This window comes from Amphibacillus sp. MSJ-3, from assembly GCF_018919165.1.
Lineage (GTDB): Bacteria > Bacillota > Bacilli > Bacillales > Amphibacillaceae > Amphibacillus.
Window position 1 is genome coordinate 23,588 of record NZ_JAHLQM010000014.1, and the last position, 14,785, is coordinate 38,372.

Annotated in this window: 11 protein-coding genes; all 11 read right to left on the bottom strand. The window is 39.4% G+C overall.

Going from position 1 to position 14,785, the window contains the following annotated elements; translation table 11 throughout:
• Positions 1–4 precede the first annotated feature (4 nt).
• The 11 genes from rplW to rpoB all read right to left on the bottom strand — a co-directional run bounded on the left by rplW (position 5) and on the right by rpoB (position 14,486).
• Complete coding sequence (gene rplW / locus KQI76_RS05815; RefSeq protein WP_216399376.1) at positions 5–298, bottom strand: 50S ribosomal protein L23; 294 nt, start codon at positions 296–298, stop codon at positions 5–7.
• A complete protein-coding gene (gene rplD, locus KQI76_RS05820; protein ID WP_216399377.1) occupies positions 298–921 on the bottom strand; it encodes a 50S ribosomal protein L4 in 624 nt (207 codons plus the stop codon). The genes rplW and rplD overlap by 1 nt, the downstream gene beginning before the upstream one ends.
• Before the next feature lie 25 nt (positions 922–946).
• Entirely contained in the window at positions 947–1,579 is a 633-nt protein-coding gene (gene rplC / locus KQI76_RS05825) for a 50S ribosomal protein L3 (RefSeq protein WP_216399378.1), read from the bottom strand.
• A 25-nt stretch (positions 1,580–1,604) separates the two neighbouring features.
• Positions 1,605–1,913, bottom strand: coding sequence for a 30S ribosomal protein S10 (gene rpsJ, locus KQI76_RS05830; protein ID WP_216399379.1), 309 nt, complete (start codon positions 1,911–1,913; stop codon positions 1,605–1,607).
• A 358-nt stretch (positions 1,914–2,271) separates the two neighbouring features.
• The gene (gene tuf / locus KQI76_RS05835; protein WP_216399380.1) at positions 2,272–3,462 is read right to left on the bottom strand and encodes an elongation factor Tu; all 1,191 of its coding nucleotides are present in this window, start codon (positions 3,460–3,462) and stop codon (positions 2,272–2,274) included.
• Positions 3,463–3,589: 127 nt separating this feature from the next.
• The gene (gene fusA / locus KQI76_RS05840; RefSeq protein WP_216399381.1) at positions 3,590–5,668 is read right to left on the bottom strand and encodes an elongation factor G; all 2,079 of its coding nucleotides are present in this window, start codon (positions 5,666–5,668) and stop codon (positions 3,590–3,592) included.
• A 110-nt stretch (positions 5,669–5,778) separates the two neighbouring features.
• Complete coding sequence (gene rpsG / locus KQI76_RS05845; RefSeq protein ID WP_216399382.1) at positions 5,779–6,249, bottom strand: 30S ribosomal protein S7; 471 nt, start codon at positions 6,247–6,249, stop codon at positions 5,779–5,781.
• 38 nt (positions 6,250–6,287) lie between these two features.
• Entirely contained in the window at positions 6,288–6,701 is a 414-nt protein-coding gene (gene rpsL / locus KQI76_RS05850; protein WP_216399383.1) for a 30S ribosomal protein S12, read from the bottom strand.
• A 110-nt stretch (positions 6,702–6,811) separates the two neighbouring features.
• The gene (locus KQI76_RS05855) at positions 6,812–7,063 is read right to left on the bottom strand and encodes a ribosomal L7Ae/L30e/S12e/Gadd45 family protein (RefSeq protein WP_216399384.1); all 252 of its coding nucleotides are present in this window, start codon (positions 7,061–7,063) and stop codon (positions 6,812–6,814) included.
• Positions 7,064–7,222: 159 nt separating this feature from the next.
• The gene (gene rpoC / locus KQI76_RS05860) at positions 7,223–10,849 is read right to left on the bottom strand and encodes a DNA-directed RNA polymerase subunit beta' (protein ID WP_216399385.1); all 3,627 of its coding nucleotides are present in this window, start codon (positions 10,847–10,849) and stop codon (positions 7,223–7,225) included.
• A gap of 103 nt (positions 10,850–10,952) precedes the next feature.
• Positions 10,953–14,486 carry a DNA-directed RNA polymerase subunit beta gene (gene rpoB, locus KQI76_RS05865; protein ID WP_216399386.1) on the bottom strand — a complete coding sequence of 1,178 codons (3,534 nt, stop codon included), beginning with the start codon at positions 14,484–14,486 and terminating at the stop codon, positions 10,953–10,955.
• Positions 14,487–14,785 lie beyond the last annotated feature (299 nt).

Consider the following 14,785-nt stretch of genomic DNA (forward strand, 5'->3'; position numbering starts at 1 on the left):
TTTCTTATTCTATACTTTCAAAGAAATCAAGTTCTTTACTGTCTTCTGATAATTGAACGATTGCTTTTTTACGATCTGGTCGATAACCACTGTGCCGACCCATCCGTTTGAATTTACCTTTGATATTTGAAGTGTTTACTTTGACAACTTTCACATCAAAGATTTGTTCAATGGCATCTTTAATTTCAGTTTTGTTTGCAACTTTGCTGACTTCAAATGTGTATTTCTTATCTACCATTTGATCAGCTGTTTGTTCCGTAATAATTGGGCGCTTAATAATATCACGTGGGTCCTTCATTATGCAAGCACCTCCTCTATTGATTCGACTGCGTCTTTTGTAATAATCAGTCTGTCATGTGCAAGGATATCTAATATATTAAGATGACTTGCTTGTAATACTTTTACTTTTTGTAAATTATTCGCACTCTTCATGATCACTTCATCTTTTTCACTTGTTACAATCAGTGCTTTTTCATTTACATTTAAAGCGTTTAGCAGATTAATAACTTCCTTTGTTTTAGGTGTATCAATTGCTAAAGCGTCTAATACAGTTAAGTTTTCTTCTGTAACTTTAGTAGACAGTGCTGATTTAAGTGCTAAGCGTCTAACTTTCTTCGGCAATTTGTAGCTATAGCTACGTGGAGTTGGTCCGAAGACAACACCACCACCTACCCATTGAGGTGATCGAATAGATCCTTGGCGTGCACGTCCTGTTCCTTTTTGACGCCATGGTTTACGTCCACCACCGCTAACTGCCGAACGGTTTTTCACTGCATGAGTCCCTTGACGTTTTGATGCTTGTTGCATAACAACAGCATCGTGTAAAGCATGTTGATTTGGTTCGATACCAAATACCACATCATTCAATTCAATATCGCCTACTTGCGATCCGCTTTGGTTATATAGTGCTACTTTAGGCATGACATATCCTCCCTTCGACTTGTATTTAGTTAGCCTTTACTGCACTCGTAACTTTTACGAATGATTTTCTTGATCCCGGAATGTTACCTTTGATTAATAGTAGGTTTCGTTCAACATCAACTTTCACGATCTCTAAATTTTGAATAGTTGTTGTTTCGCCACCCATTTGACCTGGTAATTTCTTACCTTTCATTACACGAGCAGGTTCAGCTGAAGCTCCCATTGAACCTGGTCCTCTATGATAGTGCGAACCGTGTGACATTGGTCCACGAGCTTGGTTATGACGTTTAATGGCACCTTGAAATCCTTTACCTTTCGAAGTACCTGTTACATCAATTTTATCTCCTGCTTTGAAAACCTCTACGCTAAGCTCTTGACCGACTTCATAGTCATCTAGCTTCACGTTACGGAATTCACGAACGAAGCGCTTAGGATTAGTGCTCGCTTTTGCAGCATGTCCTTTCGCTGGCTTATTCGCATTCGCTTCTTTCTGATCAGCAAAACCAACTTGAATCGCTTCGTAGCCGTCATTTTCTAATGTTCTCTTTTGGAGAACAACATTAGGTTCAGCTTGAACTACTGTTACTGGAATTAACTCACCTTCTTCGGTGAATACTTGTGTCATGCCGACTTTACGACCTAAGATTCCTTTCGTCATCCGTTACACCTCCTGAAAATTTGAATTATAATTTAATTTCTATATCTACACCTGATGGTAAATCTAGACGCATTAGCGCATCAACCGTTTTTGGTGTAGGATTAACAATATCAATCAGACGTTTGTGTGTACGCATTTCAAATTGTTCACGTGAGTCTTTATACTTGTGAACAGCTCGTAATACGGTATATACTGATTTCTCAGTTGGTAGTGGGATTGGACCCGATACCCCCGCACCAGAACGCTTTGCAGTATTGACAATCTTTTCAGCCGATTGATCTAAAATACGGTGATCATATGCTTTCAAACGAATTCTTATTTTTTCATTTGCCATTATGTTCCCTCCTTTTCGCCCATTTGATAATAGACATTCTCCACGAAAATTTCTTAACAACCCGCCCATGGCAAAGGGGCCGGGTGTGCCAACAACCTCTCGCTTCATCGCCTTTCTGACCAACATTTGATATTATACAGAAAAGCTCTATAGATTGCAAGGTTTATCGGTAAAAAAATTGCTTTTTTCATTGAATAATACTATTTTTTTAAAAATAATGAGATTCACTATTAAAAATGGTGAATTAGACATGATCATGTTCTTAATTCAGAGATGAAATTGCACTTTTAATCTTAGCTTGTTTAATAGGTAATAAAAAAAGAGTAACGAATTGAATCGCTACTCTTTTAGATAAGTCTTATTTTTCAATATTTGATACAACACCTGAACCAACAGTACGTCCACCTTCACGGATTGAGAAGCGAGTTCCTTCTTCAATAGCGATTGGTGAAATCAATTCAACATTCATTTCAACGTTGTCGCCTGGCATAACCATTTCAACACCTTCTGGAAGACGAATGATTCCAGTTACGTCCGTTGTACGGAAGTAAAATTGTGGGCGGTAGTTATCAAAGAATGGAGTGTGACGTCCACCTTCTTCTTTTGATAGTACGTAAACTTCTGCTTTAAAATTTGTGTGTGGTGTAATTGTACCTGGTTTAGCAAGTACTTGACCACGGTTAACGTCTTCACGAGCAACACCACGTAATAATGCACCAATGTTGTCACCAGCTTCAGCGTAATCAAGAAGTTTACGGAACATTTCAACTCCTGTAACTGTTGTTTTGCTTGGAGCTTCTGCAAGACCAATGATCTCAACTTCATCCCCTACGCGAACTTCTCCACGTTCAACACGACCAGTTGCAACAGTACCACGTCCAGTGATTGAGAATACATCCTCAACTGGCATCATGAATGGTTTGTCAGTGTCACGTTCTGGAGTTGGAATATATTCATCAACTGCAGCCATAAGCTCAACAATTTTTTCTTCGTATTCAGGATCGCCTTCTAGTGCTTTTAGAGCTGAACCAGTAATAACTGGTACATCATCACCAGGGAAGTCATATTCTGATAATAGGTCACGTACTTCCATTTCTACTAATTCAAGAAGTTCTTCATCGTCAACCATATCTGCTTTGTTTAAGAATACAACGAATGCAGGTACACCAACGTTACGTGAAAGCAAGATGTGTTCACGAGTTTGTGGCATTGGACCATCAGCAGCAGACACAACTAGGATAGCTCCATCCATTTGTGCAGCACCAGTGATCATGTTTTTAACGTAGTCAGCGTGTCCTGGACAGTCTACGTGTGCATAGTGACGAGTGTCAGTTTCATATTCAACGTGTGAAGTTGAGATTGTAATTCCACGCTCTTTTTCTTCTGGTGCACCGTCGATTTGGTCATAACCCATCGCTGATCCTTCACCATTTTTCTTTGCCATTACTGTAGTAATAGCAGCAGTTAAAGTTGTTTTACCATGGTCAACGTGACCAAGAGTACCAACGTTTACGTGTTGTTTTGAACGGTCAAATTTTTCTTTACCCATTTATAGTTCCTCCTTTAATAAATAAAAGTTGTTTTTTTATGACATGTATATTCGCTTAACTACTATTATACTTAGTAGTAGACAAGCTTTCAATACAAGTTATACTTTATTTTTTGAAAAAAATCAATTATTCACCAGCGTTTTTCTTAATAATTTCCTCTGCAATACTCTTAGGTACTTCTTCATAGTGATCGAAGAACATTGTGTAAGTTCCACGTCCTTGAGTATTAGAGCGTAGCGCTGTTGCATAACCAAACATTTCAGCTAGTGGAACAAACGCATTAACAATTTGTGCGTTTCCACGTGCGTCCATACCATCTACACGTCCACGACGTGATGTGATATCACCCATAATGTCTCCCATGTATTCTTCAGGAATAACAACTTCAACCTTCATCATCGGTTCGAGTAATACAGGGTTACATTTGTTTTTCGCATTTCTTAACGCCATAGATGCAGCAACTTTAAAGGCAGTTTCATTCGAGTCAACATCATGGTAGCTACCATCATAAAGTGTTGCTTTAACATCAATTAATGGATAACCGGCAATAACTCCGTTTTCCATTGACTCTTTAATTCCAGCTTCAACAGAAGGAATATATTCACGTGGGACAACCCCACCAACGATTTTATTAATAAATTCAAAGCCTGCGCCTTCTTCGTTTGGTTCGAATTTAACCCATACGTGACCATATTGCCCACGTCCACCTGATTGACGAACGAACTTACCTTCAACTTCAGCTGAACCGCGGAATGTTTCACGATATGAAACTTGCGGAGCTCCAACGTTTGCATCAACTTTGAACTCACGTCTTAAACGGTCAACAATAATATCTAGGTGAAGTTCACCCATACCAGAAATAATTGTTTGGCCTGTTTCAGCGTTTGTTTCTGTCTTAAATGTTGGATCCTCTTCTGCTAGTTTACCTAAGGCAATTGACATCTTATCTTGATCTGCTTTTGATTTAGGTTCAATAGCAACTGAGATAACTGGCTCTGGGAATTCCATTGATTCAAGAATAACGAGATTCTTCTCATCACATAGAGTATCCCCTGTTGCTGTATCTTTCAAACCAACAGCCCCAGCAATATCACCAGAATATACTTCACTAATTTCTTGTCTTGAGTTTGCGTGCATTTGTAGGATACGTCCGACACGTTCACGCTTCCCTTTTGTTGGGTTTTGTACATATGATCCCGCTTTTAATGTACCTGAATAAACACGGAAGAATGTAAGTTTACCAACAAACGGGTCTGTTGCTACTTTAAAAGCAAGAGCAGAAAACGGTTCTTTGTCATCTGCTTTACGAACAGTTTCCTCACCTGTATCTGGAACAATTCCATCAATTGGCGGGATATCTGTTGGTGATGGAAGATAGTCAACCACACCATCAATTAAAAGTTGTACCCCTTTATTCTTAAATGCTGAACCACAAAATACTGGGAAGAATTCAACACTCAATGTTGCTGTACGGACAGCTTGGCGAAGTTCATCTTTAGAAATTTCCTCGCCTTCTAAATAACGCATCATTAAATCTTCATCTAATTCTGCAACAGATTCGACAAGATCCATACGTAATTCTTCAGCTTTATCTATTAATTCTGCTGGTATTTCTTTCGCTTCAGTAACAGTTCCAAGATCATCTTCATAATAGAAAGCTTTCATCTCGATAAGATCAATAATTCCTTCAAATTGATCTTCAGCACCAATTGGATATTGGACAGGATGAACGTTTGCCCCAAGGCGATCCTTTAATGTTCCAACTGCGTATAAGAAGTCTGCACCTGTTTTATCCATTTTATTAACAAAGACAATACGTGGTACGCCATATGTTGTTGCTTGACGCCATACTGTTTCTGTTTGTGGTTCCACACCAGATTGTGCATCTAGTACAGTAACCGCACCATCTAACACACGTAATGAACGTTCAACTTCTACAGTGAAATCAACGTGTCCCGGTGTATCAATGATATTAATTCGATGGCCCTTCCATTGAGCGGTTGTAGCAGCAGAAGTGATTGTAATCCCACGTTCTTGCTCTTGCTCCATCCAGTCCATTTGGGAAGCACCTTCGTGTGTTTCACCAATTTTATGGATTTTACCTGTGTAAAACAAAATACGTTCTGTAGTTGTTGTTTTACCAGCATCAATATGAGCCATGATGCCGATATTACGGGTTTTCTCCAAGGAGAACTCTCTAGCCATAATTCTTTCTCCTTCCTTTTTACTTAGTCAGTTTTCTAGTATGTTTAAATGGCATTTATCAAACTCTTGCAATTTGTTCGTTTGCGCAAAGTAAGATTGTTTTAATTAAATTACCAGCGATAATGAGCAAATGCTTTGTTCGCTTCAGCCATCTTGTGTAATTCTTCTCGTTTTTTAACAGATGCACCTGTATTATTTGAAGCATCCAAGATTTCATTCGCAAGACGCTCTTCCATTGTTTTTTCTCCTCGTAGACGAGAGTAATTAACAATATAACGAAGACCTAGCGCTTGACGACGTTCTGGACGAACTTCCATTGGTACTTGGTAGTTTGAACCTCCAACACGACGAGCGCGCACCTCTAAAACAGGCATAACATTTTTCATAGCTTGTTCAAAAACATCAATAGCTGGTTGACCACTGCGTTCTTCAACAAGTTCAAATGCACGATAAAGAATTTTTTGCGCTTTTCCTCTTTTACCGTCAATCATAATTTGATTGATAAGTCGAGTAACAAGCTTAGAGTTGTATAACGGATCTGGTAAGACATCACGTTTAGCTACAGGACCTTTACGTGGCATAGTCTAACCTCCTTTCATCTATTTCAATCATAAATTTTCTAGTTTTTTGGGCGTTTCGCTCCATATTTAGAGCGACCTTGCATACGTCCTTCAACACCTGCTGTATCTAACGCACCACGAACAATGTGATAGCGCACACCAGGTAAGTCTTTCACACGACCTCCACGGATAAGGACAACACTGTGTTCTTGTAGATTGTGTCCAATCCCAGGGATATATGCTGTCACTTCAATTCCATTTGTTAAACGAACACGAGCATATTTACGCAATGCAGAGTTCGGTTTCTTAGGAGTCAACGTTCCAACACGTGTACAAACACCACGTTTTTGTGGTGAAGCAGTATCAGTCAATGACTTTTTGAAACTGTTGTAACCTTTTCCTAGAGCAGGAGAGTCAGATCCTTTTGTTTTAGTAACACGTCCTTTGCGGACAAGTTGATTAATTGTAGGCATTTACTTTTTCCTCCTTTCCTTCACAATTGTAATACCACACATCCAGGCGGTTCATTTTATAAGCAAAAACAAAGTCTTCATGAATCAAGCATGCTCAATCCATCAAAACTTCACTGCTTTATCGCTACTACTGCTGTTCCAACCTCAATTCCACAAGCTTCTCCGAGTCGTTTCTTAGATTCTACCAATTCATATGGGATGTTCAATTGATCTGCCAAGCCTAAGATCTTCACTTTCAGATCAGAGTCAATATCTGTTGCAACAACAATTTGACTTACTTCTCCAGATTTCATGGTTTTACTTGCTTGCTTTATACCTATTACTAAACGATCTTTTGCTTGTGTTACTTTTTCATAAGACATTTCCATATCCTCCAAAGTATTAGGGTAACAGAAGCACCTTGAATATAGTACCACCCTGACAAATCAATGTCAACTCAAAATTAAGTATGTTAAATAATTTTTAAGTTAAAGTGGTACTATATTTTTTAGTGCCAAATTTCTTACTTGTCTGTGTACTAATTATGCGGTTGGTTCGTTTTCTTTATTTTCGCTAGCTTCTTCTTCAACTACATTCTCAACCGGAAGTTCTGTTCGCATTCCGATTTTTCTATATCTCGGCATACCTGTACCAGCTGGAACCAACTTACCTAGAATGACATTTTCCTTAAGACCAAGTAATTCATCCCGTTTACCTTTAATCGCAGCATCCGTTAAGACACGGGTTGTTTCTTGGAAGGACGCGGCTGATAAGAATGAATCTGTTTCTAATGATGCTTTTGTAATTCCTAGTAATATCGGGCGACCTACTGCTGGTTCTTTTCCTGCACTTAATGCCTTTTTGTTAACATCTCTAAACTGGTGAATTTCTAATAGTGAACCTGGCAAGAGATCTGTTTCTCCCGAGTCAGCAATCGTCACTTTTCTTAGCATTTGTCTTACCATAACCTCTACGTGCTTATCACCAATTTCCACACCTTGCATACGGTACACTTTTTGAACTTCTTTTAGCAGGTATGTTTGAACACCGTCAACACCTTGGAATTTGAGTAATTCTTTCGGATCGATCGAACCTTCTGTTAATGCTTCACCAGCAACAACCTTATCCCCTATCGATACACTTACACGTGAACCATAAGGTACTGGATAGGTCCGTGTTTCTACTTCACCTTGAACAATAATCTCTTGTTTTTCTTTCACATCACTGATCTCTTGAACAATACCGTCTACTTCACTAATAACGGCCTGCCCTTTAGGATTACGAGCTTCAAAGATCTCTTGAATACGCGGCAAACCTTGAGTAATATCGCTTCCGGCTACCCCACCTGTGTGGAATGTTCTCATCGTTAACTGGGTACCTGGTTCTCCAATCGATTGAGCTGCAATAATACCTACTGCCTCTCCTACTTCTACTTGTTCACCAGTTGCTAAGTTACGGCCATAACATTTCTTACATGCCCCATATTTTGTGTTACATGTAAATACTGTTCGTATCGTTACAGCTTCAATTCCAGCATCAACAATTTCCTTCGCGATATCTTCATTTATAAACTCATTTTTCCCAACGATCACAGCATTTGTTTCTGGGTGACGTACCGTTTGAAAAGCTGTCCGTCCTACTAAGCGGTCATATAAGGGCTCGATCATTTCTGAGCCTTCGGTAATCGCATGAACGGTTAAGCCTTTATCTGTGTGACAATCATCTTCACGAATAATGACATCTTGAGCAACATCAACAAGACGTCTTGTTAAATAACCTGAGTCCGCTGTTTTCAATGCTGTATCCGCTAGTCCTTTACGGGCTCCGTGTGTCGAAATAAAGTATTCTAGAACCGTCAAACCTTCACGGAAACTAGACTTGATAGGTAATTCAATAATTCGACCAGCCGGGTTGGCCATTAATCCACGCATACCCGCAAGTTGGGTAAAGTTAGACGCATTACCACGAGCTCCTGAATCACTCATCATATAAATTGGGTTTCGACTGCTTAATGACATCATTAAGCGATCTTGAATATCGTCTTTTGCTTTAGACCAGATAGAGATAACACGTTCGTAGCGTTCCTCTTCGGTAATCAAACCACGACGGAACTGCTTCATAACTTTTTCCACTTTATCTTGGGCTTCTTCTAGAATTTCTTCTTTTTCAGCTAGAACAACAATATCAGCAACACCAACTGTAATTCCTGCTTTTGTTGAATATTTAAAACCAAGATCTTTCATTCGGTCAAGCATTTTCGATGTTTCACTGATTTTAAACTTCTTAAAGACTTCTGCAATGATATCACCTAAAATACCCTTTTTGAAAGGTGGGATTAAATCACGTTTAGCAAGTTCCTCTTTAATATTTGTACCTTTACCAACAAAGTATTGTGCAGGTGTTTCCACCTCTAAGTTAGTATGGGTTGGCTCGTTTAGGTATGGGAATGATGGTGGTAAAATATCATTGAAAATTAATTTACCAATAGTCGTCAATAATAATTGACTCTGTTGTTCTTCGGTAAAGTTACCTTTTCCTAATGACGACGCTTGAACGGCAACACGGGTGTGCAAGTGAACATAGCCACTTTGATAAGCCATTAAAGCTTCATTTAAATCTTTAAACACCATTCCTTCACCGATAGCACCCTTACGTTCCATGGTTAAATAATAGTTACCTAAAACCATATCCTGAGATGGCGTAACAACCGGTTTTCCATCTTTCGGATTTAAAATATTTTGTGCGGCTAGCATTAAAATTCTCGCTTCCGCTTGTGCCTCAGCTGACAGCGGAACGTGAACAGCCATTTGGTCACCATCAAAGTCAGCATTATAAGCTGTACAAACGAGTGGGTGTAGACGGATTGCTCTTCCTTCAACTAAGGTTGGCTCAAATGCTTGAATACCTAAACGGTGCAATGTTGGTGCACGGTTTAATAAGACTGGGTGTTCTTTAATAACATCTTCAAGCACTTCCCATACTTCACCATGTAAACGTTCAATTTTACGTTTTGCAGACTTAATATTATGGGCCAAACCACGTTCAACTAGCTCTTTCATGATAAATGGCTTAAACAATTCAACAGCCATTTCCTTTGGTAAACCACATTGATACATTTTCAAATTAGGACCAACAACAATAACTGAACGACCTGAATAATCAACCCGTTTTCCTAACAAGTTTTGACGGAAACGTCCTTGCTTCCCTTTAAGCATGTGTGAAAGTGATTTTAACGGACGGTTACCTGGTCCAGTTACTGGACGGCCACGACGGCCATTATCAATTAATGCATCAACTGCTTCTTGAAGCATTCTCTTTTCATTCTGAACGATAATACTTGGCGCTCCAAGATCCAACAATCGTTTTAGTCGATTATTACGATTGATCACGCGACGGTAGAGATCATTCAAATCAGATGTCGCAAAACGTCCACCGTCTAATTGGACCATTGGACGCAATTCTGGTGGGATAATCGGTAAAACATCTAAAATAATCCAAGACGGATCATTGCCTGAATTTCTAAAAGCTTCAATCACTTCAAGTCGTTTAATTGCCCGTGTACGACGTTGACCTTGAACGTTTTTTAATTCTTCACGTAGAATACTGGATTCTTTGTCAAGATCAATATCTTGAAGGATTTTCTTAATTGCTTCAGCACCCATTTCTGCTTGAAAACTTTGTCCGTACTTCTCACGGTGTGTACGGTATTCTTTTTCAGATAGGAGCTGTTTCTTCTCAAGTGGTGTACTTCCTGCGTCTGTTACAATATAGGCAGCGAAGTAAATTACCTCTTCTAGTGCACGTGGTGACATATCTAAAAGAAGACCCATACGACTTGGGATACCTTTGAAGTACCAAATATGCGATACAGGGGCAGCTAATTCAATATGTCCCATACGCTCACGACGTACTTTTGACTTTGTGACTTCAACGCCACAACGATCACAAACGACTCCTTTATAACGAACACGTTTGTACTTCCCACAGTGACACTCCCAGTCTTTTTGTGGGCCAAAGATTCTTTCACAGAATAGACCATCTTTTTCTGGTTTTAATGTCCGGTAGTTAATCGTTTCTGGCTTTTTTACTTCCCCATGTGACCATGACCGAATTTTGTCTGGCGATGCCAAACCTATTTTCATAAATTCGAAATTATTTACATCTAGCAAGGGGTCTACCTCCCTTTTAGTATGTGGTAGATCACGGGAAGGCAAGAGGTCATTAAGCCCCTCAACCTCCAATGATCTTTAAAATTAATATATACGGTTCTACTTATTCTTGAACTTCTAAATTAAACTTCTCCGTTGATAATTTGTCATCTTCGTCAATATCACGAAGTTCAATCTCTTCTTCATCAGCCGAAAGCATCTTAACATCCATACCTAAACTTTGTAATTCTTTTATCAAAACTTTAAACGACTCAGGAATTCCGGCTTCAGGAACGTTTTCGCCTTTGACAATCGCTTCGTAAGTCTTAACACGCCCAACCACATCATCTGATTTAACTGTTAAGATTTCCTGTAGCGTGTAGGCAGCACCATATGCCTCTAAGGCCCACACTTCCATTTCACCGAAACGTTGTCCACCAAATTGAGCTTTACCACCTAATGGCTGTTGAGTAACTAAAGAATAAGGTCCAGTTGAACGTGCGTGTAGCTTATCATCAACCATGTGCGCAAGCTTGATCATATACATTACTCCAACAGACACACGGTTATCAAACGCTTCGCCAGTACGACCATCATATAAAATCGTCTTCGCATCTCGAGCCATTCCAGCTTCTTCGATTGTTTCCCAAACGTCTTCTTCACTTGCCCCATCAAAAACCGGTGAAGCAACATGAATACCTAATTTCTTCGCTGCCATACCTAAATGCAATTCTAATACTTGACCAATATTCATTCGCGATGGAACGCCTAGTGGATTAAGCATTATATCAATTGGAGTGCCATCTGGTAAGAACGGCATATCTTCTTCAGGTAGTATTTTCGAGATAACCCCTTTATTACCGTGGCGGCCGGCCATCTTATCTCCTTCGTGAATCTTACGTTTTTGAACAATATAGACACGAACAAGTTGATTAACTCCTGGCGGTAATTCATCGCCATCTTCACGGTTGAAGATTTTAACATCTAAGACAATTCCACCCGCTCCGTGCGGTACACGTAATGAAGTATCTCGGACTTCCCTTGCTTTTTCTCCAAAAATCGCATGCAATAATCGCTCTTCAGCTGAAAGCTCTGTGACACCTTTAGGCGTTACCTTACCAACAAGCAAGTCACCGTCTTCAACTTCTGCTCCTATTCGGATAATCCCCCGTTCATCTAAATCACGTAGTGCGTCTTCTCCTACGTTTGGTATGTCACGAGTAATTTCCTCTGGACCAAGCTTGGTATCACGTGCATCTGATTCATATTCTTCTATATGAATAGAAGTATAGACGTCATCTTTAACTAAACGCTCACTCATGATAATTGCATCTTCATAGTTATAACCTTCCCAAGTCATAAAACCAACTAAGACGTTCTGTCCAAGAGCAAGCTCTCCATCTTCCATTGAGGGACCATCAGCTAGGATTTCACCTTTTACCACACGATCGCCAACTTTTACGATTGGACGTTGGTTATAACAAGTCCCTTGGTTAGAGCGGATAAACTTTTGAAGTTTATAACGATCTAAATCACCTTGAACATCTTTGCCATCTACTTCAGCAATGCGTCGAACATGTATTGTCTTCGCTTCAACCTGCTCGACAATTCCATCGTGTCGACAAATGATCGCTGCACCAGAGTCTTTCCCTGAAACATACTCCATCCCTGTTCCTACAATCGGGGCTTTAGGTTGTATTAAGGGAACAGCTTGACGCTGCATGTTAGCACCCATTAGCGCACGGTTCGAGTCATCATTCTCCAAGAAGGGGATACAAGCAGTCGCTGTTGAAACGACTTGTTTTGGTGATACGTCCATATAATCAATACGATCACGATTAACCGTTGTATTCTCTCCACGGAAACGAGCAATAACTTCCTCATCCACAAAGGCACCGTCATCGTCCAAGCGAGCATTGGCTTGTGCAACAACATAGTTATCTTCTTCATCTGCTGTTAGGTAATCATATTGATCCGTTACTTTACCTGTTTCGTGATCTACTCGGCGATAAGGCGTTTCAATAAAACCAAATTTATTTACCTTTGCATAAGAAGATAGTGAGTTAATTAGCCCAATGTTAGGCCCTTCCGGCGTTTCAATTGGACACATACGTCCATAGTGGGAATAGTGAACGTCTCGAACTTCAAAGCCTGCCCGTTCTCTCGTCAAACCACCCGGACCTAGTGCAGATAGCCTTCTTTTATGAGTTAGCTCTGCTAGCGGATTTGTTTGATCCATAAATTGAGAGAGCTGTGAGCTACCAAAGAACTCTTTAATCGATGCGATAACAGGTCGAATATTGATTAATTGTTGTGGCGTAATTGTTGACGTATCTTGAATAGACATACGTTCACGAACCACTCGTTCCATTCGAGATAAACCAATTCGGAATTGATTTTGTAAAAGTTCACCGACCGAACGTAAACGGCGATTGCCCAAGTGATCAATATCATCTGTGTTTCCAACTTGGTGTAAAATATTAAAGAAATAGTTTATTGATGCCAAAATATCAGCAGGCACAATATTTTTAACGGATGAATCTACGATACCATTATCAATCACATTCAATATCCGCTCTCCATCCGGATCAGTTGGATCAATAATTTTAATCGACTGCAATTCAATCGGTTCTTCTAAGACACCTTCACTTGGTTCAACACTATATTCACCAAGTCGATTTTCTTCTCTATCGATATATGGTAATAGTTTATTAAGCGTACGTCGATCTAATTTCGTGCCTTTTTCCGCAAGAACTTCACCAGTTTCATGGTCTACTAAAGTTTCTGCTAGAGTTTGATTGAACAAACGATTTTTTATATGCAGTTTTTTATTCATTTTATATCGTCCGACATGCGCTAAATCATAACGTTTCGGATCGAAAAAGCGAGAAATCATTAAACTTTTTGCATTTTCAAGGGTAGGAGGTTCTCCCGGTCTTAAACGTTCATAAATTTCAAGTAAAGCTTTCTCGCTTGTGTCTGTATTATCTTTTTCTAAAGTATTTTGTAAATATTCATTATCACCAATCAAGTCAATAATTTCTTGATCTGTGCTAAAACCTAACGCTCTTAGCAGAACCGTGATTGGTAGTTTTCTAGTTCGATCAATTCGAACATGGACAACGTCTTTAGCGTCTGTTTCAAACTCCAACCATGCTCCTCTGTTCGGAATAACAGTAGCTGTATATCCCCTCTTACCGTTTTTGTCTATTTTCTCACTAAAATAAACACCTGGTGAGCGGACTAATTGTGAAACGATAACACGTTCAGCCCCATTGATAATAAAGGTTCCTGTGTCTGTCATCAGTGGGAAATCACCCATAAACACTTCTTGCTCTTTCACTTCACCAGTTTCATTATTTAATAAGCGGACCTTCACACGTAGTGGCGCATTATACGTCACATCTCTTTCTTTTGACTCATCGACTGAGTATTTCGGTTCCCCTAGACTATAATCGACGAATTCAAGTGATAAATTCCCTTGAAAATCCTCGATCGGAGAAATATCCTTAAACATTTCTCGCATACCTTCCTCTAGAAACCATTCATAAGAAGCCGTTTGAATCTCAATTAAATTCGGTAACTCAAGTACCTCATTGATACGTGCATAGCTTCTGCGCTGGCGGTGTCGTCCATACTGAACTAGTTGACCTGTCAACTGCTTCACCCCTCAAATCAAGATTAGAGAAACTTACATTCACTTATTCTTAAATGAATGCATGAGTCTTCCTTATTACTTTTGACGTAAAAATCATAGCTACTTGACCCTCATTATCTAGCTATCATTTTATACTTCTAAAGTATTAAAAACAAAAAGCTCACACAACAAACATTGCGTTAAGCACGCCATACCTCGTCTAACCAATATTCCAAAAGTTCAACTATTGACTTATTGGATGTAGAAGGTATAATTTAAACAGTGTGAATTGTTCAACTGTTACCAAATAAAAACTCACA